The organism is Enterococcus sp. AZ126, assembly GCF_051714545.1.
Lineage (GTDB): Bacteria > Bacillota > Bacilli > Lactobacillales > Enterococcaceae > Enterococcus_L.
The window spans coordinates 451,654-477,584 of sequence record NZ_JBIOSB010000001.1 but is presented as its reverse complement, the minus strand read 5'-3'; the positions used below and the strand labels follow the sequence as shown (position 1 = coordinate 477,584).

Here is a 25,931-nt window from a genome sequence, read left to right as displayed (position 1 = left end):
TACATAACAGAAATATTAAGCAAAAGGAGTACAGACTATATGAAGTTAAAAATGAGTAATCCTAAAGAGGATGGTTTTTTTGCACCGGGAGAATTTGACCTACACAAAGAAACATACATGATCTGGCCGGAACGAGCTGATAATTGGCGTAATGGAGGAAAACCTGCGCAAACTGCCTATGCACAAGTAGCCCAAGCCATCGCGATGTTTGAACCAGTTACGATGTTGGTTTCGAAGAATCAATATCAAAATGCTCGCCACTTATTGCCTGAGTCTATTCGAGTGATGGAGATGAGTAATAATGATGCTTGGATCAAGGATTATGGGCCTATTTATGTAACAAACAAAAAAGGGGAAATTCGTGGAGTAGATTGGCGTTTTAATGCGTGGGGCGGATTATTAGATGGCTTGTATTTCCCTTGGGATCAAGATGACTTGATTGCTGAAAAATTGTGCGAATTTAATCATATCGATTACTACTCTTTAAAAGAATTTATTTTAGAAGGATGTTCTATTCATTTAGATGGCGACGGAACATTATACACAACAGAAGAAGTTTTACTTTCAGAAGGTAGAAATGGTAAACTTTCTAAAGAGGAAATTGAAGAAGTCCTGAAAGCATACTGTAATGTAGAAAAAATTATTTGGCTAAAACAAGGATTCTTTTTAGATGAAACCAATGGAGATATCGATAATATGCTGAATATTGTACGCCCAGGTGAAATCGTCCTGACTTGGACAGAAGACCCTGATGATCCTCAATATGAAATCTCAAAAGCAGCCTATGAACAGTTAAAAAATGAAACCGATGCAAAAGGCAGAAAATTGACTATTCATAAAATGCTGATGCCTGAACCAATGTATATCACAACCGAAGAAAGTCAGGGAGTAGACCCAGTCAATGGAATGCTGCCGCGCTTTCCTGGAGATCGACTGACTGCAACGTATGTTAGTTATTTTACGGCTAACGGCGGGATTGTTTATCCATTATTTAATGATAAGAATGATCAAGCAGCAGGAATATTACTGGAAAAATTATACCCAGACCGCAAGATTATTGGTGTTTCTGCACGTGAAATTTTATTAGGTGGCGGAAATATTCATTGTATTGCACAAAGTGTTCCAAAAAATAAGTAGGAGGGAAGAAAATGGACTTTTTTGAAGTGATAAACCCTCACGTTTCGGAGCTAACAAAAAATGAACATCTACTATTTGATTATGTTGTAAAAAACTTAAATGAAATTAAAAATAAAAGCATACGTGAAGTAGCCGATGATTGTTTTGTATCAACTACAACATTTCTCCGATTTGTTAGAAAAATTGGTTTTTCTGGTTATAGTGAGTTCACAACAGTCGTTAAATATACTCTTTTAAATCAAAAAAAAGAAGAAAAAGTCAGTCCCTTTGTCGTTTCCCAAAAAGATTATCGTGAAGAGTACCTAAAAAATATCAACGAATCTGTTCGTGTGATCGATAAAAATAGTTTGATAAAAGTAGGAGAGTATTTAAAGAAAAAACCAATTATCTACTTATTTGCTAAAGGAATGAATAAACAGCTGATGCAGTATGTAAAGTATCTATTTGTCGCAGCTGGATTTTTGGTGGTATTTCCTGAAGATCAGCCAATGAGAGCGATTGTACAACAGCAGATAAAATCTGAAGATATGGTATTTATTTTAACTTATCAAGGGAAAGATGAAGAATGGATTCAATTGATGCAGTACTTAAAAAATGCAACACATCCGTTATTAGTATCGATCACGGGTGCAGATAATAACGTCGTACAAAATATGAGTGATATTAATTTTTACGTGTTTACAGATGAACTCTTTTTAAATAAAATGGAAATTACTTCTCACATTTCAATGTTGGCGATTCTTGAATTGATTTTGTATCAATATTTAGATAGCGCTGAAGAAGGAGAATATCATTTGGTTTTTAAATAAATAAGAGATTGGGACAAAAGCATTTATTCGGATTCCTTAAGGCTAGGATATAACTCGACGAGTTATATCCTAGCCTATTATTTATTCCTTTATAGATTGTTTTTCCAGTAATGTCTAGTCTATTTTCTTAGAAAAGACTCGTCTACCTTGTTTGAGGTCGGTATGATTTACTCTATACTCTGTTGCGGATTGACCATAGTAGGATTTGAAAGCCTTAGAAAAATTAAGAGGATCATTGTAACCAACGGAAGATGCGATCATCGTAACTGTATTAGAGGTATTAACTAATAAATCAGACGCTTTTTTCATTCTGAATCGTAGTAAATATTGTTGAGGGGAATACCCGATTTGCGCTTTAAAAATTGCATATAGATAACTTCTACTTAAATTTAATTGCGAACAAATATCGGTAACCGTTATTGCACGATTAAAATAATTGGCTATATACTTAATAGCTTCTAAAAAATAAAGTTCTTTTTGCGATTTTTTAATTTGTTTAGTAGATGGAAATTCGTTTGCAAGTATGTAAAGCAGCTTATATATTTGACTATCCATCAATAAGTCAATGTTAGAATCGCTTACGTTTTCTGATAAATCTACTAATAGAATAAATTCTTTAATAAACGCACTATGAGCAATATTCTTTAAATAGAAAAAATCTAATAATGAGGAGCGTTGGAGAAATTCTTCGACCTTCGTTCCACCAATTCCAATCCATACATATTCCCATGGCGTTTGTTTATTCGCTTGGTAAAACGTAATGTGATCTTTAGGCAAAACAAAGCAATCTCCAGCTGCTAAATCAATTATATCTCCATCAATATGTAGACAGCCAGAACCATCTAAAATAAAATGAAGCACGTAATTTTCTCTAATGGATGGACCAAAGGAATAGTTAGGTAAGCAAGCTTCTCTACCGCAAAAATCAATATTTATATCCAACTGTTTTTTTTCGTATTCATAAAAAACAAAATCCATGCTTATTCACCTCAATTGATCAATTAAGAACATTTTACCATGAAATATCAACATTTTGCTATTTTAGAAAACGATTTCATAAATTAAAATAAGAGATATCAATGATAGAGGTGAAAGAATGAATGTAGAATTCGATAATCAAAAAAATTTTTTTCATGTGTACTCAGATAAAATAAGTTTGATTTTAGGTATAACAAAAGAAGGTTGTCTTGTACAAAAATATTTTGGAAAAAAAATCAAAGAATATCATGAATCAAACCGATATGAATATTTGGACCGAGCTTTTTCACCGAGTCCCTATTCAAATGATCGTACTTTTTCACTGGATACACAACGATTGGTATATAGCTGTACAGGATTAGGAGACTTTCGAACTCCAGCTTTTGAAGTAGTGAATGAACATGATGCATTAGCAGATTTACGTTATCATAGGCATAAAATTTATTCTGGGAAAAAAGAACTGACGAATTTACCTTCAAGTAGAAGTAATGAAAATGAATGCATGACGTTAGAAATTGAATTAGTCGATTCATTTCTAGAGATGAATATCCATTTATTCTTTACGATTTTTGATGATTCTAACGTTATTGCGACGCATGCAGAATTTGTAAATGGAATGAAACAACATTTATTTTTAAATAAAGCACTTAGTTTCATGATCGATTTACCAAGTTCAAATTATGACCTTATTAAGCTGACAGGTAGTTACGCAAGAGAAAAAATGGTCCAAAGAAGTAAACTGCAGCAAGGACTATCGATCGTTAATTCTAGAAGAGGAGCATCTGGTCATGGAAGTACGCCGTTTATCGCGTTGACAGAGCCTAATGCAAATGAAAATTATGGAGAAATCATCAGTTTACAGTTGATTTATAGTGGTGATTTTGAAGCGGGCGCTTTTGTAGATCAACTACAAAATACACGATTATTTATCGGAATCAATCACGAAACATTTGGCTGGCAATTAAATAAAGGAGAGACTTTTATAACGCCGGAAGCACTTCTAGCCTATCATGACCATGGTTTAGGCCAAATGAGCCGTGAGCTTCATGATTTTGTAGAGCGGTATATTTTAAGAGGTAGATATAAACAAAAAGAACGACCGATTTTGTTAAATAATTGGGAAGCTACTTACTTTGATTTTAATGAAGAAAAATTGCTTAAGTTAGCGGATCATGCTGAAAAAGTTGGCATTGAGTTATTTGTTTTAGATGATGGCTGGTTTGGAAAAAGAATGGATGATAATTCTTCTCTAGGCGATTGGACAGTGAATTACGACAAATTAGAGATAGGTCTGAGCGGTTTGGCAAAAAAAATCAATGACCGTGGCATGCAATTTGGTTTGTGGGTCGAGCCAGAGATGATTTCTGTAGATAGCGAACTTTATCGTGATCATCCAGATTGGTGTATACAGGCAACAGGTCGTGAACATACATTTAGTCGGAACCAATTAGTTTTAGACTTATCGCAACAGGCTGTTTGTGACTATATTATTCACTCGATGTCTAAGGTATTTACATCTAGTACTATTCAGTATGTTAAATGGGATATGAATCGTAATATAACGAATATCTCTTCTCTTTCAAACGCAAAAGGGGGAAAAGAAGTAGCACATCGATATATGTTGGGACTTTATCATGTTTTAGCTGAATTAACGCAAAAATTTCCAAAAATTTTATTTGAAAGTTGTGCAGGTGGAGGAGGTCGCTATGATCTGGGAATGTTGTGTTTTATGCCGCAAACATGGACAAGTGACAACACCGATGCAATTTGCCGTTTAGATATTCAATTCGGAACGAGTTTGATTTTTCCTGCTATTACGATGGGTGCTCATGTGTCGGCAGTGCCTAACCATCAAGTTGAACGAAGTGTGTCGCTTGAAACAAGAGGAGCGGTTGCAATGGCTGGTAATCTGGGATATGAGCTGGATTTGACGAAACTTTCTGAGGCGGAATTGAAAGCAATCAAGGAACAAATCACGTTTTATAAAAAAATCAGGCCGATCATTCAAAAAGGAGAACTCTATCGATTGGATTGTTCTACCAATGATAATAATGACATTGCATTTAGTTATGTTGCCAAAGATCAAAGTGAATCTGTCGTAACATATATCAGAAAACTTGCAGTAGCAGAGGCACCAATCACTTTCATAAAATTAAAAGGTCTGGATAGTGAAGCAACCTATCTTGAGTTAGAAACTGGACGTCGATTTTGTGGAGATGAACTGATGAATGTTGGCCTAACGATCCCTTATAGTAAAGGAGATTTTTCAAGTATTGTCTATTATTTTAGAAAACTATAAATAATTCTAATATCAAAATGCGTATTTAATTAAAACGAAAGTTGAGGGGAATAAAATGAAAAAGTGGAAGAAAATTGTCTTTGTGACAATCGCAACAGTTAGTTTAACCGCATGTGGAAAAAAACAAGAAAGTAACACAGGTCAAACAGAAATTGAATTTTTCTCTCAAAAAAAAGAAATGAAGTCGACGTTGGAAGAAATCATTAAGGACTTTGAACAGGAAAATCCAACAATTAAAATAAAATTCACTAATGTACCAGATGCTGGTACAGTTTTGAAAACTAGAATTGCGAGTGGTGATGTTCCAGATGTCGTGAATTCATATCCACAAAACGCTGACTTTCAAGAATGGGCGAAGGCAGATGTTTTTGAAGATTTAACCAAGGCATCTTATATGAGCAATCTAAAAGAAGGTGCAGCGGAAACTTACGCAATCGATGGTAAAGAGTATTCGGTTCCTCTAACGAGTAATGCCTGGGGTTTCTTCTATAATAAAACTGCTTTTGAGAAACTAAATATAGAGCCTCCGAAAACTTGGGCAGAGTTTGCAACGTTAGTCAAAATGATCCAAGATAAAAATGAAATTCCCTTTGCGGCTTCTTTGACAACGACCGATTCATGGAGCTTAAATGGTTATCATCAATTAGCTTGGGCAACTGTTGACAATGGATTCATAGGAGCAAATAAAGCGTTAGTTCACAGTCCAAAAGGCGGAATCAAAACGGGGAATAAAGATTTCAAAGAAGTGGTTGAACGATTAAACTTAATGAGAGGAACAGCCCAAAAAAATGCCAATGGTGCTACTTATGACGATGCAGTCGCTACTTTTGCCAATCAAAAAGCACTTATTTTTCCTCAAGGTATTTGGGCATTGCCAGCGATTCAAAATCAACAACCGGACTTTGAAATTGGAATGTTTGCGTTTCCTGGAGAAAAAGTAGGCGAAGAACTGACAGTAGGAGCAGCTGATTTAGCTGTATCGATCAGTAACAAATCTAAAAATAAAGAAGCGGCAAATACATTTGTTGAATACTTAACAACAAAAGAAGCCATGCAAAAATATTATGATGTAGATGGTGCGCCAACAGCAATCAAGTCTGTTGAAACAAAAGGGAAATTTCCAGAAACAGAAGGTGTTACGCAGTATGTATTTACAGATAAACAGATTGTTTGGTTGCAAAAGGATTGGAATTCAGAAGAAGACTTCTGGCATGCTACCGTTGATTATATTAATAGTGGGAATAAAACTCAGTTAGCTAAGAATTTAAATAGTTTTTTTGACACAATGAAATAGTTGGAAAAAGAGGGGATCACTAATGAGAGTAAGAGAATTTTTAAATAAAAAATGGGCGTATCTTTTTGTTGCAGTTCCAATTATTCTACAATTGATTTTTTTCTACTTTCCAATGCTACAGGGCTTTTTCTATAGTTTAACAAATTGGACTGGATTGACTTCAAATTATGAGATGGTTGGTTTGAAAAATTATCAATTGATTTTTTCTGATGAAAAGTTTTTTAAAAGTATTTCTTTTACAGTGATTTTTACGATCGGATTGATTGTTGGTGAGATTATTATTGGTATTTTTATTGCTCGGTTACTGAATACCAAAATAAAAAGAGTAGGTCTTTTTAGAACGGTATATTTTTTTCCAGCTGTATTAAGCACAGTGACGTTAGGATTGATTTTTAAACAAATTTTTAACTATGGTTTGCCTCAAATCGGTGAAGTACTTGATATCAGTTGGTTACAAGTGAATTTGATTGCTGATGAGAAAACGGTTTTTTATGGCGTGCTTTTTGTTGCACTTTGGCAAGGAGCAGCTATGCCGATTATTATCTTTCTTTCAGGATTACAAAGTATTCCTGAAGAAATTTTAGAAGCGGCAGGAATGGATGGCGCATCCAAAAGTCAAATTTTTCGCCACATAGAATTACCTTATCTTTTACCATCATTGAGTATGGTTTTTATTATGGCGCTAAAAAGTGGGCTAACTGCTTTTGATTTGATATATGCATTAACTGGAGGAGGACCAAGTGACAAAACAACAACACTGGGTCTATTAGTCTATAATTATGCGTTTAAAAATAATCAATATGGATATGCTAATGCAATAGCTGTGATTCTGTTCGTTATCATCGCGTGTATTTCGATCATCCAAATTCGATTGTCCAAACGATTTGAAGTATAGGAGGAAAAATCATGAAAAAGAAAACAGCATATGTAAATTACCTTTTTTTAGCAATAGGTGTATTAGTCATTTTGATTCCTCTATATTTAACAATTGTTAGCTCTTTTAAAGATACACCACAAATTACAGGAAATTTTTTTGGCATACCTAATCCATTTACAACTGAAAACTTTTCTCGTTTGCTAGATGATGGGGTTGGTGGCTATTTTATCAATTCAGCCGTCATATCGATTCTATCGATTCTTTTAATCACATTGATTGTACCGATGGCAGCTTTTTCAATTGCAAGAAATATTTCAAAGAAAAAAGCCTTTGTTTTGATGTACTCATTCCTGATTTTGGGAATCTTTGTTCCTTTTCAAGTGATCATGATTCCAATCACCACGATGGTCACAAAATTAGGGTTATCAAACATTCCCGGATTGATTATTTTATATTTAGCCTATGCCGTTCCACAAACATTATTTTTATATGTTGGCTATATTAAAACAGGTATTCCTGTAGAATTGGATGAAGCAGCTCAGATGGATGGGTGCAGCAAGTTTAGGATGTACTTTAAAATAGCCTTTCCATTAATGAAACCAATGCATGCTACAGCGTTGATCATTAATGCGTTATGGATTTGGAATGATTTCTTATTGCCATTACTAATTTTGAACAAAGATGATAGCATGTGGACATTGCCGTTGTTCCAATATAATTATCAGGGACAATATTTTAGTGATTATGGCCCTTCATTTGCTTCATATGTTATTGGAATCATCACCATTTCAATTGTCTATTTAATTTTCCAAAAAAATATTATCTCTGGAATGACCAGTGGCTCTGTAAAATAAAAAAATTATCCTGAACGAATGGGATCGTTCAGGATAATTTTTTTATCATAGTTTACCATTGTCATGCTGATGTTTCGGTGTATGTTTTAAAAATGAATACGCCGCAAGTGTAATTGCCGATAATGTTGCTCCTGTAACGAATACTTTTTTCATAGAACATCCTTCCTTTCATCTTAGTGATAAATGTATATTAAGTGCAAAGACTGCACATACGTGGACGGTAGGATTCGAACCTACACCTCATCGGGTCGAGAATAAACATCCGTTAGTCCTCAAAGAGTTTTAACACCACGTTCATCCACAAAGTTACTTGTTGTTTACTGTGATTAAACTATAACCTTAATAGATTAAATCAAACATAAAAAAGCTTGAAAAAAGTGTGAATTTATTTGAAGTAGTTATGAAGAGTATGAATTTCATGTAGAAAACAAAGTATCCTATAAAGAATTCATACTAAAACGAAGTGAACTTATTAAATATAAGACTATGATATAATATAAAAATATTGAATAGTGCTATCATCTAAATTATGGAAAAGAGAGTGAACGGAAAATGTGGAAAACAAAAGAAGAAAAAATTGCTACATATCAATTATTAGTGCAACAACAAGCCGCAATCACTGAAATAGAACATGATAAAATTGCTAACTTGGCCAATTCTTCTGCGCTTTTAGCTGATGCTTTACCTAATACCGTTTTTGCTGGTTATTATTTATTTGATGGAGAAGAATTAGTATTAGGTCCGTTTCAAGGAAAAGTTTCATGTACTCGAATCCAAATGGGAAAAGGCGTGTGTGGGGAATCTGCAAAAAAACGCGAAACATTGATTGTTAAAGATGTCAAAAATCATAAAAATTATATCTCTTGTGATTCAGCTGCACTATCTGAAATTGTTGTGCCAATGATCAAAGATGGAAAGTTCCTTGGAGTTTTAGACTTAGATAGCGCAATCACACATGGCTATGATGAAGTAGATCAAGAGTACTTAGAAAAATTTGCCGAAGCACTTATAAATAATACTGATTTTTAATGAACTATGAGCCTTCCTTTCGCCTAATTTCTTTTAGCATGAGATAATTATAGAAAATAGATAGAAAGGAAGAAGAGTATGTTAGAAGTCTATTTGAATTTTAAGAATCAAGCGGCTGATGCAATTGCTTTTTATGAAACAATATTTGATGTGAAAAGTGAAGGTGTCATGACGTTTGCAGATGCGCCTGAAGTTCCTGAACATCCAACACCAGAATCGTGGAAAGACTTGATCATTAATGCATCAATGACGATTGAAGGCGTACCTGTCATGTTTTCAGATATGCCGGATGGTATGGGGGTAACTTTTGTTGAAGGCAATAATGTTTCTTTGGTAGTTAGCACAGATGATGAAGCTAAAATTGATCGAATCTTTAATCGTTTGGCTGAAGGTGGAAAAGTCACGATGCCATTAGCTGAAACATTCTGGACTAAAAAATATGGCATGCTCGTTGATAAATTTGGTATACATTGGATGCTTAATTATTATGTCGAAGCTTGATTTTGTGTGTCAATAAATAAAGTGAATATGAGATCAGCAATAGATTTTACATGATTAAATCTGTTGCTGATCTTTTTATTTATATAGAAAAATCAACCGTTCCATTTAGAGAAAGTTTTGATATAATAATTGAGGAATGATAGGAGGAGGGATAGAGTATGATTGGTTATTTATATCTTTTTATCGCTATAATAAGTGAAGTGATTGCGACAAATCTATTAAAAGCAACAGATGGATTTAGCAGATTAATACCTTCTGTGGAATGTCTGGCTGCGTATGTTGTTTGTTTTTATAGTTTATCTAAAGCAATAAAATATATGCCCTTAAACGTTGCTTATGCACTTTGGGGAGCAGTTGGCATTATTTTGATCACGATTTTTTCAGTTGTTTATTGGAAAGAGCAAATCAATACACCAACGATTATCGGTATTGGTTTTATTGTAATTGGTACGATTTTAGTGAATACATATGGGACAGGGCATTAATTTTTTTAAATTATGGACCATTCTAAGCAGTGTTATACAACGACAATAAGAAGGTGAAGAATCAGCTTCTGATCCTTTGAAAATCAAGAAAAATATGTTATACTACTAAAAGCGTATATTATGCTATTTAATCTTAACGGGGACGTTACGGATTCGACAGGCATAGTTGAGCTTGAATCGCGTTTCGTAGGTTACGTCTACGTAAAAACGTTACAGTTAAATATAACTGCTAAAAACGAAAACAATACTTTCGCTTTAGCTGCGTAAAAACAGCGGGTGAAGATCCTCTCGGCATCGCCCATGTGCTCGAGTAAGGGTCTCAAATTAAGTGGGATACGCTAAATTTTTCCGTCTGTAAAATTTAGAAGAGATCATCAGACTAGCGAGAGTTCGGGCCTGTTATGCGGCATGAATTTCAGCGAAGCCTCAAAATAGTATGACTATGAGCGTAGAAGTTTAAGTGACAATGTGTTTGGACGCGGGTTCGACTCCCGCCGTCTCCATAATTTTTATGGAGACAGACAGTAGAAACGTTAATGTACAAAGGTTTGTACAGTGTTTCTACTGTCTTTTTTTTGCTGATGTAGAGATTGATGCAGATTTAGATTAGTTACTCATAAAAAGTGGAATAAGATATTAACTGTTGCAACTGAACAGTTTAATTCATCAACTTTCCTTTGGTAAGCGTTGAAAGAATGTATCCAGAATTGAACAGATGTTTAGTTTATAGGTTTTCCCGAAAAAGCGGAATAAGCTATTATTCTCCAGATGTGGTGAAATATGGTTGACTTGCAAGATATTTAAAGATCAATTAGTATTTACCGATCAAACAGATAATAAGATACTAGAGAAGCCTTCACTGTTGCTCACTATAAGTCACAGACTATTATTTAAGTGATTTAAAGGTATTAGACAACAAAAGTTATCGTATATGTGCCAAGCAGTTGTAATGAACGGATGAATTTTAGCAGAGTGAGTAGAAATTATCGATGTTAAGTAACTTTTAGTAACAGTTCTACCAATCTATACGATACATTAGTTATTTAGAATTATCTATATTTAAAGATATTTTTAGACTACTTTGAGCTTGTCATTATAGTTTTTTTAATCCCGCCAGACAGTAGAAACGTTAACGTACAGAAGTTTGCACAGCGCTTTTACTGTCTATTTTTTATATTTAAGTAGTGAGTGAATTAATTTTATTTTACGGAGTAACATATAACGATTAGTTAGCTAGTCGTTTAGTGATTGTAATTTATCCAAAGTTTTTTTAGGAATTGAGGATTCGTCAATACTTGTAGGACCTTCAGTTACTCTTTTTTTACTTAATTTTGCTTTAACATAAGAGTTTGGTTGTAAAGGAGTCGGTTTTTCGCTAGAGATTTCTACGTCACGTACATCTTTGTGGCCGTTTGGTGATACAAAAGTTAATTTGTAATTGTAGGAGTATAGCCCATTAATCATTTTACCGTCCATGTCTATAGTAGGTTTCATTTCAGGAACTTCAGAAGGCGTTTTAGCGTAGGCTACGGAACCAACATATGTTTGGGAATAATAGAAAGCAAAAAAACCACCAGCAACAAATAAGATTAATATTATAAATTTAAGAAATTTCATTTTAATATCCTCCGTTTAATTTTTTATTTAAATAGATAATAACAAATACTTAGTAAATATATCCATCGAAATTTGTAATAGTGAATAACAATATTGTAATACAAATTTAGTGAAAATAGAGGATTGGGTGCACCAATGTCTAACCGCATCAAAGATAGTCTAAGAAATTATTATAAAACGGATAAACAGATCAAACAAGGTGAGGAAAAGCCATGATATCCACACAGTCAATACGATTTAAATGACTGAATTACTCAAGTTTTGAGTGAAGCGGACGAAGATTCTTATGTGTCTGGTGAATGTACTTATTCAGTCTGAATGGATAGAGGTTTAGCAATCAAGGAAGATGAATCTGGTCAACATCATTGATTAGGCGGGGACTTTTTATAGTGTGTTCGCATAAAATTGAAGTATAATAAATATAACTTAGTAAAAGTAAGGAGTCGTTTTATTTGGAATATGAAAAAGTCCTAGAAAAAGCTTTGAGTTATAATGTGGTAACGAATGACAAGGAGGGGTTTCCTTTTACAGTTAAATTTTCAATTATTTTTCATAGAGAAGGGTATAAGTCGTTGTTTTTTTTAGTTTCGAATGATTCGTTGATACTAGAAAACATCACTCATAGTTCTAAAGCAAGTGTGACTGCATCGATTGGAACGAACGAAGCGAATATTCGAACCATTAATCTAAAAGGTATTTTTACTATAGAAAATACCGAAAATTACAGTGAACTGCAAAATGAAATTGATATTGTTAGAAAAGCGATTCGAAATGATAATGTTAAATTAATTAAGTTTACAACGCTTAAAACTAGAATGGATGATATTGTAAATTTAGGTTTATATTACAATTAAGAAGTAATAGAAGATTACGTATCGAGTGGTCTTTTTGTTCGGAGGAGTCATGGATGAGAGTAATCAAGAGCAAGCCTGAAACAGTGTTCGCATTAAAAATCATCCTCTCTAACATATTAAAGAATTCTAATCATCATTCAATTTATACTTAGTCTAAAAGTTGGGTATTTATTTATAAATAAAATCAAAAAAACTTCACAATTTTCTTGTATCATCAAAAGGTACAAAAAAACTAGTATGAGGTGAATCTTATGAGTTTATTAAAATCAGCAGTTAAATATAAAACTGCAAAATCTGTTACAAATAAAGTAGTCGGTGATGGACTGTTATCATCCGTCATTGCAGCAGATATGGTTAAAAAAAGTAACGCACGTGGAAAACGTAAAAAAGCTGAGCGAAGAAGCACTGGCCGTTGAGCAATAAAATAATATGATTCAAAAAAAGCCCTCACGATTCTAGAGGGCTTTTTTAATCTAGTTTGCTTTTTTAGATTGATACCTATTAAATAGGCTGAGAAATAAAAAAATCCACTGAACAGGGGAGTTTATATAGAATGATGGTACTCGATTAAGCTTATTAGTGAATAAACAAATAAAAAACAGTAATTAACCAAAGGGTTGAAATGCAATACATCATGTAGTACAATAGATATACCCTAATAGTATTTTCATTGTACTCGATTTGATTAATACTCTTTATCCCACCTTGAAAGAGGTGGGATATGCTTGATTTAAAACTAAATTAAGATTCTTTCATTAAACCAACCGCATAGCTGTTTAGCATTTTTTCACTATCTCTTTCGTGTGTCAACATTTTTACTTCTTTTTTTACTTGCTCTGCTTGTAAAGTGTCACCAGTGTTTTCTAACAAATGTATAAAATCATAAACACGCTCCATATAAACAGGCTCGCCCTCAATAATATAGTTTAAAATATTTGTTAAATATTGAAGATTTAATTTAAAACTGTAGTTTTCATTTTGCTTATCTTGTTTTTTAGCAAGCTTTATATATTTTTCTGCACTATCATAATCTTTTGCATATAATCTCATTGAAATTAAATTAATAAGAATATTATGCGCAAATTTTTTTGTAGTAAAATCACGTTGTTCTTCGTATTTAATAGGGAACATCCTAGCAAGGATTAAATCAGCTTGTTTGGCATTAAAAAAACGAGTTAAATTTGCCGTGATAATATAGTCATATTGAATATAGAAAGACTTGTTCATTAAGTCTTCAAAAATATCATTTATTTCTTTAAAAGTCACAGGATCAACTTCTTCCCAGTGAGCATTGAAAAAATTTTTAATGCCAATGTAATTTGACACCTCGCGCAATGTTTTTTTCTCTTTTTCTTTTAATGAATAATAATAGTTAAGTAGCTTTTGTTTTGTACTCTTATTTTCTAAATGAGCACCACAATAATAAAAAGTTTCTCTGAAATCTTGTTGGTGTTTATCAAATGTTGTAAAACTAAAAAATTCTTCGACACTAATGGATGTTTGATTTAATATTTCTTCTAGTTCATTCACCTTAAGAGAGCGTTTACCACTTTCAATTTTCGAATAAGTGGAAGGATCTGTGTATTCAGACATCATTTCTCTTTGAGGTAATTTCAATTTAAGTCTAAAAAAACGTAAAGTTTCTATGATATTCAAGAGTTTCTCTCCCTTCTTTTGCGATTATAGCATATAATTGATTGGAAATTCCTGTTTTTAAGAAAAAAATTAATAATAGATTGGGATTTTATGCTAATTTCGCACTTTTTGATTTTCTACTTTATTTTTCAAGAGCTGTTTGTTATTCTTTACCTAAGGAAAATTATTTGTTTTCAGACGTTGATTTCTAGAAAAAGTGAGTGGAGGTGTGTTGATGATTTCATTAATAGCTGTTATCACAAGTGTTATTTCTGTATATGTAGTTACTGGAGGAGTCTAAAACTTATCTAAATTTATTTTATTCAAGTTATCAAAAACGTTTTGTAAACAAACAATTTAACTAAAAAAAAACTAAAATGTATTAGTAAAAAGTGCGTAACAAAAAAAGTGCAAAATAATGGCTTCTGATTTACTTTTCCTGTTGAATGAAGTAAATCAGAGGCTGTTATTTTTTTTATTTTAAACGATTTTCTTTTAAATACTCACTATTTGTTCAGAGATTACATATTGATCTATCGTATACTTAGCTGCCAATGATTTTGAAAACGTCTTTTCTTCAACCTTTTTCATATAATTAAAAAAATTAATTTCACTTTCAGTGGGTTGTTCTTTGGACAAAATTTCTTTGTCATACGTTAAAGGAACTGACTCTGAAAAATAATAGGAATCGTTTTTAGAAATAGAAAGTCTGAGTGTATCACCGAATAAAATATTATTTTCTTTAGAAAAACTATCTTTTTTCAGATCAATCAACCATGTATTGTGGAATGTTGTGGTTATTTTGATTAATTTTTGGGTCATTTTTATCCTCCAGTTGTTCAATATAGTATCCTTATGTATCTATTATACCAAATGGTATTGAATTTCAAACACAAAGTTTGGTTAAAAATTATTTTATATGATCGATAGTGAATCAATTGAAAAGCGATAGAAACAACTTGGAATGAAATAGTCGATCGTCTTTTTACAAATAAGTTGATGGGATAGACTAACTGGAGAAATCAAAGGAGTAAATAACATGGAAAAAATCACTAAAAAAATGTTTGTGACATTGCTTGACGATAAAGAAAATCGATTTGCGGTCATTATCAATCACTGGTTTTATTACATAGAAAAAGGGCGTATTTATCGTTTTCAACAACATAATAATACCAAAATGTTCACGATGTTAGGCTCTTTTTATGAAGGTGAGATCGATAGTGAGACAATGAACGATGCATTGAAAAAAAGCATCATCAATCAAATCCAATATGACTGGTTTACTGATGTTTGGAAAGAGACGATCGTCGAACGAATTAGTCATTCTCCTTATGACTTAGAAGCGTTCTTTTTGTAGTGTGTAGATAAAGCGTACTTGTAAAGTAGTTGTAATTGCGAATTTTTTTTGCTAAGATAAGCGTATATTAATAAAAATGGTTGGGCGCAAGCTTCAAGGATCATGTTCTTCAAGGGGTGAGAAGAACGATTTTTTGAACTTACGCCCTTTTTTACGTTCTAAACAAAGACTAAGGGAATAAGTTGTGTTTTTAGTATTTAAAAGCACGAGTTATTCCTTTTTAGATTGTAAAGAAATAGTAAGTTCAATAAATAAGAATAAAGAGTTGTTCATTATAGGATAGGGGTGAAAAAATGGTTTTAGAAGCATTAGATAAAATTCGCGAAGCGGAAGCGTCTATTAAAAAGATGAGACAAATAGCAGAAAAAGAAATTAGCACGTATGAAAAAAACAAAGCAATTGAATTCAAAAAGAAGCAAGAAGACAGTCAAGACAAAGTCAATGTTTTACTTCAAAAGTTAGAAACACAAAAAAATGAACAGCTTCAAAGAGAAAAAGATGTTCTACTAAGCGAAGCGAAAGAACAAGATCAAGAGTTCAAAGAAAAATATGAAAAAAACCACGAATCTCTGATTGATTACGTAATAGAAAGGGTGAAAAAAATCTATGGCGGTCAATAAAATGGACAAGATGACGATTATTGCTGCAGCCGAAAAAGAAGAAGATATCCTTCAGGCAATTCAAGGAATGCAAGCGATCGAAGTCAAAGATTTTTCTCTTTCAAATGTAGACAGTTCTTATATAGAAAACCATTTTGCCGCAACATTATTAGTAGGAGACGAACTAAAGAAAAAACATTATCAGTCAATGCTGACAGAGATACAGGACGGATTGACATTTATTGAACGTTTTTCAGAAAAATCATCGAAAAAGAAACCAATTAAAAGGCAAATTCGTACATTATATTCTTTGGAAAAGACGTTTGATGAGCAAAAGATAAGTGAGTATCTCAAGGAAATAATGTCACTGAAAAGTAAATTAAGGATTATTGAGACAACAAGAAAAGAGTTGTTGTTAAAAGAAAAATGGTTGGCTCGTTGGCAGTATTTAGATATTATTCCAAAAAAGCATGATCTAGAATATACCGATATACTATTGGGATCAATCAGTTCAGTTAATCAAACAGACTTTCTTTCGGAAATAGATAAAGCTTTATCTATTTATGTAGAAGAAATTTATCAAAGTCAAAATCATCTCTATTACAGCTTGATTTATTTGAAGAGTCAATCAAAAGAGTTGGATCGTATTATGGCTAAATATAGTTTTAATCTATTTGATTATCCATACGATAATTTACCGAAAGAGGCCTATCAAAAAAATAAAGAGGAACGACTTTCACTTATTGAGGAAGAAAAACAAGTTAAAAAAAAATTAGCTTCTTATCGTGATTGTTTGGAAGAATTATATCTGGCAGAAGAGATGACCTATGCTTATCTTCATAGAGAAGAAGCCAAAAAACATTTATTGAATACTTCGTATTTTTTTATTTTACAAGGCTGGATCCCCATTGATGAGAAAGAGGAGTTATCATCAATTTTATTGGATGTACTACCCCAGGATGAGGTATATATATCTTTTGATGAACCAACCGATGATGAGATCCAAGCGGATATTCCAGTTAAATTGAAAAATAATTCTTTGGTCGCACCGTTTGAAATGTTGACTGAAATGTATAGTCTGCCAAATTATGATGAGATCGATCCAACACCAATCATGACGCCATTTTATATGGTATTTTTCGGTATGATGGTGGCAGATATCGGGTATGGTCTATTGATGTTGTTGGGTGCTTTTTTTTCACTGAAGTTCATAGTTTTACCACGAGGAATGAAACGTTTTGCAGATTTTTTCCTAGTAGTATCATTTCCAACGATTGTTTGGGGATTTATTTATGGGTCATTTTTTGGTGCTGCTTTGCCAAAAGTATTATTTGGTTTAACATTACCGTTTCCCATTTTATCAACGAGTGAAGATGTGAATACGATTTTGATTCTATCTGTTCTTTTCGGTTTTATTCAATTGCTGACTGGATTGATGGTCAATGGGATTGTATTAACGAAACAAAAACGTTATTTGGATAGTATAGGCGAAAGTTTTGCTTGGCAAGGATTACTTGTAGGTATTTTGATTGTGGTTTTAGGGATGTTGATTTTCGTTAGTAATGAGTTAGTGATACTTGGACTGGTTGTCGCTAGCATTTCAGCATTATCAATCATTACTGTACCGATTATCCAGTCAAAATCAAAAGTCAAAGGATTGGCTAAAGGACTTTATGGCTTATACGGTTTAACAGGCTATATTGGTGATTTAGTCAGTTATACGCGACTGATGGCGCTTGGGATTTCAGGTGGAAGTATTGCGGCTGCGTTTAATATGTTGGTAGAATTTATGCCTCCAATGGCTCGTTTCACAGTTGGAATAATATTAATCATCGCGTTGCATGCGTTGAATCTTTTTTTAAGCTTGTTAAGTGCTTATGTTCATGGAGCGCGTCTACAGTATGTAGAGTTTTTTGGAAAATTTTATACAGGTGGTGGTCGTGCCTTCAAGCCGTTAAAAACAGAAGAGAAGTATATGAATATTGAAAAAAATTCAAAAGCAAAAGAATAATGGAGGAATAAAAGTATGATAGATTACTTGATTCATAACAATGGTGGAATTTTATTCGCAGTTTTAGGAATGGCGATAGCAACGATTTTAGCTGGAATTGGTTCGGCCAAAGGAGTTGGATTTACAGGGGAAGCGGCAGCAGCCTTAACAACGGAGCAACCTGAAAAATTTGGTCAAGCACTGATTTTACAATTGTTGCCAGGAACGCAAGGATTATATGGATTTGTTATCGCCTTTTTGATTTTTATCAATTTGGCTAATGATATGACGATGGTTCAAGGACTGGATTATTTTGTTGCATCATTACCGATTGCGTTTGCTGGATTATTTTCTGGAATCGCTCAAGGGCGTGTGGCTGCAGCTGGGATCCAAATTTTAGCAAAAAAGCCTGAGCATGCAACGAAAGGGATCATTTACGCTGCCATGGTTGAAACATATGCCATTCTTGGATTTGTTATCTCATTCTTACTTGTACTAAATGTGAAGTAATAGGAGGAAAACGATGGATGCGATCGAAAAAATTGTCGAACAGATTCTAGAAAAAGGTCGAATAGAAATTTCAACGTTCAAAAAAATTGAAACGGATCGAATTGACCGTGAGTATCAAGAGAGAGAAGAGTTGCTGTATTTGCAAGAAAGTAAGTGTATTGAAAAAAATGAAGACCAATTAAATAAATCGTACAAGCAAAAAGAAAATCGCCAACAATTAGAAATCAAACAAGCGACCTTGAATAAAAAACAAGACTATTTAGAAAAACTCTTTTTAGAATCAGTTGAGCGAATGAATCACTGGACAGAAGCAGAGTTTCAAACATTTGCTGAACAAATTATTTCGCACTTACCAGTTGAAGGAGAAGCGTATTTAAAATTAGGTGCGTTTTCAAAGGGAAAATTATCTGAACAATGGTTAGTAGAACAATCTAATGGCAAATTGACATTGAACGTTGAAACGACTGTTATTCCAAATACTGGTGGATTTATTGTTGCAAAAGATGGTATCGAATATAATTTCTTATTTATAAGTCTGGTTCAAGAAATAAGAAAAAAGGAAAGTTTCAAAATAGCAGAATTGCTGTTTCAATAACACGTATGTCTAAGAAGTTTTTAAGGCTATATATTATCTAGCTATGTATTGATTTCATTCATAGTTATTAGAGTAGGAGGATCATAATGAAAGAGACTGTTTATAATCAAATCAATCCTTTGGTTCGCCTTAAAGAAACAGAGCTTTTGACTAATGCGCATTATGAACGATTATTAAACGCAAACAGCATGGAAGAAGTAAAAGATAGTTTAAAAAGTACGGTTTATGGAACATACCTGACATCAGATTTTGCTGAAAGATTTGACTTTATTTATTCAAAAGAAAACGGAAAGTTATATGGATGGCTATACGAAATGGCACCAGAGCCAGAAGTGATTACAATCTATACTTCTAGAGCGACTTTTCATAACTTAAAAGTTCTAACAAAAGCTGAATTGATAGGAAAAGATTTGGATTATTTATTTATCGAGGATGGACGTTATTCGATCGAAACAGTAAAAAGTGCAATCCGTACCCGTGTTTCCACAGAATTACCAGAAGAACTGATGAATGCGATTTTAGAAGTATTGAATTATTTTCAAGAAGCCTCCACACTTCAAGCAATAGATATTATTTATGATCGGAATTTCTTGAGATTTCAACGCCAATTAGCTGAGACACTAGGTGACAAAGACATCTTGGCTGAAGTCGTGGCATTTATCGATCTAACGAATATTTCTATAATGGCTAGAGGGATCAGACAAGGGCAGCAGGAAAATTTTTTATCAACTGTACTGTCCAGCGCAGGGAGCATTTCTAAAGCAAGATTTTTAGCATATGCCGAACAATCACTTGTGCAATTTACGGATTTTATTCTTAGTACAGCGTACGCTAAACTTTTAGTGCCTATTGTATCATCTGAAACGAAAGAATTAGATTTAGTCGCATTTGAAAAAGTAAAAGATGACTATTTGACAAGCTTATATGATAAAGCAAAAATCATGGCTTTTGGACCGTTACCATTGCTTGCTTTTTTACATGCAAAAGAAGTGGAATGGAAGAATTTACGTTTGATTTTAGTTGGCAAACGAAGCAATTTTCCAGTTGAAGTTGTAAGAGAAAGGATGCGAATGACAAATGGCGCATAAAATTGGTGTAATCGGCGCTAAAGATTCCGTGATGCCATTTAAACTTTTTGGTTTTGAAGTTGTGTATGCAGTTGAGTCGAATCAAGTGAGAAAAACGATTGAATCAATGGCAAAACATAATTTTGGGGTTATTTTTATTACTGAAGAGGCCTCTGAATTGTCTATAGAAACGATTGATCGTTACAAAAGCGACGTTACACCAGCGATTATTCTGATACCAAGTCATAATGGAACAAAAGGGATTGGTTTGAAGGAAATTCAAGATAATGTTGAAAGAGCGGTTGGACAGAATATATTGTAGAAGGTTGGATAGTTTTGTTCGGCTCTATGTTTGACAGTACTGGGTGAGGTTGCTCAGCTTTATATTGATCTAGCTTTGCAGGCTAGCTCCGACTGAAAAAAGATAAAATATGAATAAGGCAAAAAGCGCCTCAGTCCTATTTTCCTATTTTTCAGTCGGAGCTGAACAAGCCTGCTCAGCTTTTCTGAATAGGAGGAATGATTTTGCAAACTGGTAGAATTGTTAAAGTATCCGGTCCTTTAGTTATGGCGGAGAATATGTCTGATGCAAGTATTCAGGATATTTGTCGTGTAGGGGAATTGGGTGTTATAGGAGAAATTATTGAGATGCGAGGAGATGTCGCATCGATTCAAGTATATGAAGAGACAACAGGGATCGGCCCTTTAGAGCCTGTCGTTACAACAGGAGAGGCTTTGTCAGTTGAATTGGCACCAGGATTGATCTCAGAGATGTTTGATGGGATCCAGCGCCCTTTAGACACATTTGCTGAAGTAACGAAAAGCAACTTTTTAAGCAGAGGTGTTCAGATTCCTGCCTTAGATAGAAGAAAAAAATGGTTATTTGAACCATCCATCTCTTTAGGAGAAGAAGTTTCAGCGGGAGATATCATTGGATTTGTTCAAGAGACAAAAATGATTGCGCATAAAATCATGGTCCCTTTTGGAGTCAGCGGTGTTGTAAAAGAAGTCAAATCTGGTGAGTTCACGATTGAAGAAACGATTTATATGATCGAAACAACGACAGGGGAAAAAGAATTTACAATGATGCAAAAATGGCCAGTGCGACGTAGTCGTCCAATTATAGAAAAATTGAATCCAAGTGTTCCTTTGCTTACCGGACAACGCGTTATTGATACTTTTTTTCCAGTAACAAAAGGAGGAGCAGCTGCTGTTCCAGGTCCATTTGGTGCAGGTAAAACAGTCGTGCAACATCAAATCGCAAAATGGGCAGATGTAGATTTGGTGGTTTATGTAGGATGTGGTGAGCGTGGGAACGAAATGACCGATGTATTAAATGAATTTCCGGAGTTGATCGATCCAAGTACGGGAGAATCTGTGATGGAGCGTACTGTTTTGATCGCAAATACATCTAATATGCCTGTGGCAGCTCGTGAGGCTTCTATTTATACAGGAATTACGATTGCTGAATATTTTCGAGATATGGGCTATTCTATTGCAATTATGGCAGACTCGACTTCTCGTTGGGCTGAAGCATTGCGTGAAATGAGCGGACGTTTGGAAGAAATGCCAGGAGATGAAGGATATCCAGCCTACTTGGGAAGCCGTTTAGCGGAATATTATGAACGGGCTGGACAAGTTGTGGCATTAGGTAAAGACCAGCGTGAAGGAAGTATTACAGCGATTAGTGCCGTTTCACCATCTGGTGGGGATGTTTCTGAACCAGTCACTCAAAATACATTACGCGTCGTAAAAGTATTCTGGGGCTTAGAAGCAACTTTGGCGCAAAAACGTCACTTTCCATCAATTAATTGGCTACACAGTTATTCACTTTACGATTCAGAAGTTGGAAAGTATTTAGATCAATACCTTCAAGTTGAATGGTCTGAAATGATAAAAGAAAGCATGCGTATTTTACAAGAAGAATCACAACTAGATGAAATTGTTCGCTTAGTTGGAATCGATTCGTTATCTGACAAAGACCGTTTGACTTTAGAAGTTGCTAAATCGATTCGTGAAGATTATTTACAGCAAAATGCGTTTGATGATGTTGATACATTTACTTCAAGAGAAAAACAATACAAGATGCTTCGATTGATTTTAACTTTCTATAATGAAGGACATGCTGCACTAAATTTAGGGGCCTATTTATCTGAAATTATGGCTGGAACCATAAAGGTAAGAGAGTTGATTGCTAGAAGTAAATATTTACCCGAAAATCAGATTGAACAATTAGATGCATTAGTTGATGAAATAAAACAAACGCTAAAGCAAGTGATCGCAGATGGAGGGATGACTTATGATTAAAGAGTATCGTACGATTAATGAAGTTGTCGGTCCTTTGATGATCGTTGAAAAAGTAGAAGGTGTGAAATACGAAGAATTAATTGAAATTCGTATGCAAAATGGTGAAATTCGTCGTGGTCAGGTCCTTGAAATCGATGGTGACAAAGCGATGGTTCAGATTTTTGAAGGAACGAGCGGTATCAATCTTCGTGATTCAAAAGTTCGTTTTTTAGGTCATCCGCTGGAATTAGGTGTGTCAGAGGATATGGTTGGACGAATTTTTGATGGATTGGGTCGACCAAAAGACAATGGTCCTGAAATTTTGTCAGAAAAAATGATCGACATCAATGGAGAAGTTATCAATCCTGTTGCTAGAGATTATCCAGATGAGTTTATTCAAACTGGTATTTCAACAATCGATCATTTAAATACGTTGGTTCGTGGACAAAAATTACCAGTATTTTCAGGCTCTGGTTTGCCACATAAAGAATTAGCCGCCCAAATCGCGCGTCAGGCGAATGTTTTAAATAGCGATGACGAATTTGCGGTCGTGTTTGCGGCAATTGGGATCACTTTTGAAGAGGCTGAATTTTTCATGGAAGATTTCCGCCAAACTGGAGCCATCGATCGTTCTGTGATGTTTATGAATTTAGCCAATGATCCAGCGATCGAACGAATTGCTACACCAAAAATGGCACTGACAGCAGCAGAATATTTAGCCTATGAAAAAGGCATGCATGTCCTAGTGATCATGACAGATATGACCAATTACTGCGAAGCCTTACGCGAAATCTCAGCAGCACGTCGTGAAGTACCTGGTCGTCGCGGCTATCCCGGCTATTTGTATACTAATTTGGCGACGTTATATGAGCGTGCTGGACGGATTCGTGGATTGAAAGGCTCTGTAACTCAGATTCCAATATTAACAATGCCAGAAGACGACAAAACCCATCCAATTCCTGATCTCACAGGTTATATTACCGAAGGACAAATCATTTTATCTAGAGAACTTTATAAAAGCGGGATTCAGCCGCCAATCGATGTATTACCTTCATTGTCTCGTTTGAAAGATAAAGGTACCGGTGAAGGAAAAACAAGAAATGACCATGCTCCAACAATGAATCAATTATTCGCAGCATATGCCCAAGGAAAACAAGCGAAAGAATTAGCTGTGGTACTTGGTGAATCCGCATTATCAGAAGTAGATAAAATCTATGCGGAATTTGCGGAGCGTTTTGAAAAAGAGTATGTCAATCAAGGGTTTTACACGAATCGTACTATCAATGAAACAGTAGATTTAGGCTGGGAACTGTTATCGATGCTACCAAGAACTGAATTAAAACGAATCAAAGATGAGTTGCTGGATCAATATTTGACCGAAGGAGCGTGATCGAATATGGCACGGTTAAACGTCAATCCTACTCGAATGGAACTTTCTCGGTTAAAAAAACAGCTTGGAACCGCAACCCGGGGACATAAATTATTAAAGGACAAGCAGGATGAATTAATGCGTCGATTTATCAGACTGATCAAAAAGAATAATCAACTTCGGATCGAGGTAGAACAAGAATTAACAATAGCTTTAGCTGATTTTGTATTGGCAAATGCAACCCTAAATGAAGTCTTTATTGAAGAATTAGTGGCTATTCCAGCAGATGAGGTCACCCTTGATGTGATTGAAAAAAATAGGATGAATGTGACTGTGCCCATCATGAATTTCCATTATGATGAAACAATAGTCGAAGCACCACTAAATTATGGGTATCTAAATTCAAATGCAGAACTTGACAGTGCTTTTGATAAAATCTCAACAATTTTGCCAACATTATTGGAATTAGCAGAAGTTGAAAAAACCTGTCAATTAATGGCTGCAGAAATTGAGAAGACACGTCGTCGTGTGAATGCGTTAGAATATATGACGATTCCGCAATTAGAAGAAACGATTTATTATATCCAGATGAAATTAGAAGAAAATGAACGCAGTGACATCACTCGTTTGATTAAGATTAAAAATAGAGGCAGTCATACCTGATAAAGATAAAAATAGAGAAGAGGTACCGTTAATACGGCAACTCTTCTCTATTTTTTTGGATATTCACTACTTTGTATAGCCCATAATTGATCTGTAATCATTGAAATAAATGAAATTCCTGCATCCGTTTGTCCATTTGTAAAAACGGTCAAAATAAAAGGATGCTCAGTTTCTAAGATGCCAATGTCATGCAAGAAACCAGCATAGGAGCCAATTTTATGTGCAACTTTTCCAGATGTTGTTGGTGTATCCATTCGTTCATGGAAAACGGTCCGTTTCATATAATCATAAATCGTTTGATATTCTTGGTTTGATGCTTTTTCTTCGTATAAAATAGTGAGAATTTTTGCAGCATCCTCAGAAGTAAATTTTGCATCGTCCCATTCTGTTTCTTTCTGTAAGAAATGGGCATAAAGAGCTTTCTTTGCCGCAACATCTCCGCCAAACGTACCATACAACATATTTTTTGCGATATTATCTGAATAAGTGATGCTATATTCCTGCAAGGTTCTGACTGAGTATGTTGGCTCAATATTATTGATGATGATTCCAGTGCCTTCTTCATAATCTTCTTTTTCGTTAAATGTAAGTTGATCATCCCATTTTAAACTACCAGCTTGAACTTTGTCTGCAATCATCATAGCTAAAGGAACCTTGATTGTGCTGGCGCTATAGAATTCTTTTGTCCCATTCACCGAAATTTGTTTTCCAGTGTTTAAATCCACATAGGTCATCCCAACGTCACCTTTAAAAGACTTTGCTGTCTCAGTCATTGTTTGTTCGATTTTATCGTAAAAGACCTTCTGTTCGGGACTTTCTTGTTTTTTTGGCTCAAGATCTTTAGCTGAATTTGTGGATTTTTTTGTTGGAACATTCATTTCTTCACTCGTTTCAGTTTCGTTTGCGTAATCTACAGTATGAGTAGAAAAAAAGAAGGAAACGATCAAAAAGAAACAAATAGAGAAAATCATCCCATATAGAGTCATTTTCTTTTTTTCCAAATAACGTTCGTTCCTTTCAAAAATCAAAAATATCATGATCATATCAAAGCATAATTATAGCATGTAAATGAATTAATTTAAATCTATGACCACAACCATTTAATCACTTTTTCTATAGATTTGCA

Annotated in this window: 26 protein-coding genes, 1 other RNA gene and 1 other annotated feature; of the genes, 22 read left to right on the top strand and 5 right to left on the bottom strand. The window is 34.2% G+C overall.

Annotation, left to right across the window (positions count from 1 at the left end; translation table 11 throughout):
* Positions 1–39: 39 nt before the first annotated feature.
* Positions 40–1,137 carry an agmatine deiminase gene (aguA, locus tag IGI43_RS02300; protein ID WP_438756209.1) on the top strand — a complete coding sequence of 366 codons (1,098 nt, stop codon included), beginning with the start codon at positions 40–42 and terminating at the stop codon, positions 1,135–1,137.
* An 11-nt stretch (positions 1,138–1,148) separates the two neighbouring features.
* Positions 1,149–1,946, top strand: coding sequence for a MurR/RpiR family transcriptional regulator (locus IGI43_RS02295; protein ID WP_438756208.1), 798 nt, complete (start codon positions 1,149–1,151; stop codon positions 1,944–1,946).
* 114 nt (positions 1,947–2,060) lie between these two features.
* Here the strand turns inward: IGI43_RS02295 and IGI43_RS02290 are convergent, their stop codons facing one another.
* The gene (locus tag IGI43_RS02290; RefSeq protein ID WP_438756207.1) at positions 2,061–2,924 is read right to left on the bottom strand and encodes an AraC family transcriptional regulator; all 864 of its coding nucleotides are present in this window, start codon (positions 2,922–2,924) and stop codon (positions 2,061–2,063) included.
* A gap of 118 nt (positions 2,925–3,042) precedes the next feature.
* Here IGI43_RS02290 and IGI43_RS02285 point away from each other — a divergent pair, with 118 nt between their 5' ends.
* From IGI43_RS02285 to ssrA, 8 genes are all read left to right on the top strand, one after another.
* The gene (locus IGI43_RS02285; protein WP_438756206.1) at positions 3,043–5,223 is read left to right on the top strand and encodes an alpha-galactosidase; all 2,181 of its coding nucleotides are present in this window, start codon (positions 3,043–3,045) and stop codon (positions 5,221–5,223) included.
* A gap of 55 nt (positions 5,224–5,278) precedes the next feature.
* Entirely contained in the window at positions 5,279–6,517 is a 1,239-nt protein-coding gene (locus IGI43_RS02280; protein WP_438756205.1) for an ABC transporter substrate-binding protein, read from the top strand.
* Between the two features lie 22 nt (positions 6,518–6,539).
* Positions 6,540–7,412, top strand: coding sequence for a carbohydrate ABC transporter permease (locus IGI43_RS02275; RefSeq protein WP_438756204.1), 873 nt, complete (start codon positions 6,540–6,542; stop codon positions 7,410–7,412).
* Positions 7,413–7,423: 11 nt separating this feature from the next.
* The gene (locus tag IGI43_RS02270) at positions 7,424–8,248 is read left to right on the top strand and encodes a carbohydrate ABC transporter permease (protein ID WP_438756203.1); all 825 of its coding nucleotides are present in this window, start codon (positions 7,424–7,426) and stop codon (positions 8,246–8,248) included.
* A gap of 552 nt (positions 8,249–8,800) precedes the next feature.
* A complete protein-coding gene (locus tag IGI43_RS02265) occupies positions 8,801–9,277 on the top strand; it encodes a GAF domain-containing protein (protein ID WP_438756202.1) in 477 nt (158 codons plus the stop codon).
* 78 nt (positions 9,278–9,355) lie between these two features.
* Entirely contained in the window at positions 9,356–9,778 is a 423-nt protein-coding gene (locus IGI43_RS02260; protein WP_438756201.1) for a VOC family protein, read from the top strand.
* A gap of 158 nt (positions 9,779–9,936) precedes the next feature.
* Complete coding sequence (locus IGI43_RS02255) at positions 9,937–10,263, top strand: DMT family transporter (protein ID WP_438756200.1); 327 nt, start codon at positions 9,937–9,939, stop codon at positions 10,261–10,263.
* 138 nt (positions 10,264–10,401) lie between these two features.
* Positions 10,402–10,769: a transfer-messenger RNA gene (gene ssrA / locus IGI43_RS02250) on the top strand.
* 727 nt (positions 10,770–11,496) lie between these two features.
* Here ssrA and IGI43_RS02245 read toward each other — a convergent pair.
* Positions 11,497–11,880: a DUF1093 domain-containing protein gene (locus tag IGI43_RS02245; RefSeq protein ID WP_438756199.1), complete on the bottom strand. Its 384-nt coding sequence runs from the start codon at positions 11,878–11,880 to the stop codon at positions 11,497–11,499.
* A gap of 452 nt (positions 11,881–12,332) precedes the next feature.
* Here IGI43_RS02245 and IGI43_RS02240 point away from each other — a divergent pair, with 452 nt between their 5' ends.
* Positions 12,333–12,734, top strand: coding sequence for a hypothetical protein (locus tag IGI43_RS02240; RefSeq protein ID WP_438756198.1), 402 nt, complete (start codon positions 12,333–12,335; stop codon positions 12,732–12,734).
* 251 nt (positions 12,735–12,985) lie between these two features.
* Entirely contained in the window at positions 12,986–13,150 is a 165-nt protein-coding gene (locus tag IGI43_RS02235) for a hypothetical protein (protein ID WP_438756197.1), read from the top strand.
* A 325-nt stretch (positions 13,151–13,475) separates the two neighbouring features.
* On the opposite strand, the gene IGI43_RS02230 is transcribed toward IGI43_RS02235, so the two are convergent.
* Together IGI43_RS02230 and IGI43_RS02225 are read right to left on the bottom strand one after the other, a co-directional pair.
* Positions 13,476–14,390: a helix-turn-helix domain-containing protein gene (locus IGI43_RS02230; protein ID WP_438756196.1), complete on the bottom strand. Its 915-nt coding sequence runs from the start codon at positions 14,388–14,390 to the stop codon at positions 13,476–13,478.
* 474 nt (positions 14,391–14,864) lie between these two features.
* Positions 14,865–15,191, bottom strand: coding sequence for a hypothetical protein (locus IGI43_RS02225; RefSeq protein WP_438756195.1), 327 nt, complete (start codon positions 15,189–15,191; stop codon positions 14,865–14,867).
* A 217-nt stretch (positions 15,192–15,408) separates the two neighbouring features.
* Between IGI43_RS02225 and IGI43_RS02220 the strand changes: the two genes are divergently transcribed.
* From IGI43_RS02220 to IGI43_RS02175, 10 genes are all read left to right on the top strand, one after another.
* Positions 15,409–15,726: a hypothetical protein gene (locus IGI43_RS02220; RefSeq protein ID WP_438756194.1), complete on the top strand. Its 318-nt coding sequence runs from the start codon at positions 15,409–15,411 to the stop codon at positions 15,724–15,726.
* Between the two features lie 78 nt (positions 15,727–15,804).
* Positions 15,805–15,852: a sequence feature (sodium ion sensor (DUF1646 type); this cis-regulatory element may regulate processes involved in with the transportation of sodium ions), on the top strand.
* 167 nt (positions 15,853–16,019) lie between these two features.
* Positions 16,020–16,346, top strand: coding sequence for a hypothetical protein (locus IGI43_RS02215; protein ID WP_438756193.1), 327 nt, complete (start codon positions 16,020–16,022; stop codon positions 16,344–16,346).
* Positions 16,333–18,336: a V-type ATP synthase subunit I gene (locus IGI43_RS02210; protein ID WP_438756192.1), complete on the top strand. Its 2,004-nt coding sequence runs from the start codon at positions 16,333–16,335 to the stop codon at positions 18,334–18,336. Before IGI43_RS02215 ends, IGI43_RS02210 begins: the two co-directional genes overlap by 14 nt.
* Positions 18,337–18,351: 15 nt before the next feature.
* Positions 18,352–18,825 (top strand): V-type ATP synthase subunit K, encoded by a 474-nt coding sequence (locus IGI43_RS02205; protein ID WP_438756191.1) that lies wholly within the window; start codon positions 18,352–18,354, stop codon positions 18,823–18,825.
* A gap of 13 nt (positions 18,826–18,838) precedes the next feature.
* Positions 18,839–19,420, top strand: a complete 582-nt coding sequence (locus IGI43_RS02200; RefSeq protein WP_438756190.1) for a hypothetical protein — start codon at positions 18,839–18,841, stop codon at positions 19,418–19,420.
* Positions 19,421–19,506: 86 nt separating this feature from the next.
* Positions 19,507–20,508 carry a V-type ATPase subunit gene (locus IGI43_RS02195; RefSeq protein WP_438756189.1) on the top strand — a complete coding sequence of 334 codons (1,002 nt, stop codon included), beginning with the start codon at positions 19,507–19,509 and terminating at the stop codon, positions 20,506–20,508.
* On the top strand, positions 20,498–20,809 hold the full coding sequence (locus IGI43_RS02190; protein ID WP_438756188.1) for a V-type ATP synthase subunit F: 312 nt from the start codon (positions 20,498–20,500) through the stop codon (positions 20,807–20,809). Before IGI43_RS02195 ends, IGI43_RS02190 begins: the two co-directional genes overlap by 11 nt.
* 203 nt (positions 20,810–21,012) lie before the next feature.
* Positions 21,013–22,794 carry a V-type ATP synthase subunit A gene (locus IGI43_RS02185; RefSeq protein WP_438756187.1) on the top strand — a complete coding sequence of 594 codons (1,782 nt, stop codon included), beginning with the start codon at positions 21,013–21,015 and terminating at the stop codon, positions 22,792–22,794.
* Positions 22,787–24,163, top strand: coding sequence for a V-type ATP synthase subunit B (locus IGI43_RS02180; RefSeq protein ID WP_438756186.1), 1,377 nt, complete (start codon positions 22,787–22,789; stop codon positions 24,161–24,163). Before IGI43_RS02185 ends, IGI43_RS02180 begins: the two co-directional genes overlap by 8 nt.
* A gap of 6 nt (positions 24,164–24,169) precedes the next feature.
* Complete coding sequence (locus IGI43_RS02175; RefSeq protein WP_438756185.1) at positions 24,170–24,805, top strand: V-type ATP synthase subunit D; 636 nt, start codon at positions 24,170–24,172, stop codon at positions 24,803–24,805.
* A gap of 47 nt (positions 24,806–24,852) precedes the next feature.
* On the opposite strand, the gene IGI43_RS02170 is transcribed toward IGI43_RS02175, so the two are convergent.
* On the bottom strand, positions 24,853–25,806 hold the full coding sequence (locus IGI43_RS02170; RefSeq protein ID WP_438756184.1) for a serine hydrolase: 954 nt from the start codon (positions 25,804–25,806) through the stop codon (positions 24,853–24,855).
* Positions 25,807–25,931 lie beyond the last annotated feature (125 nt).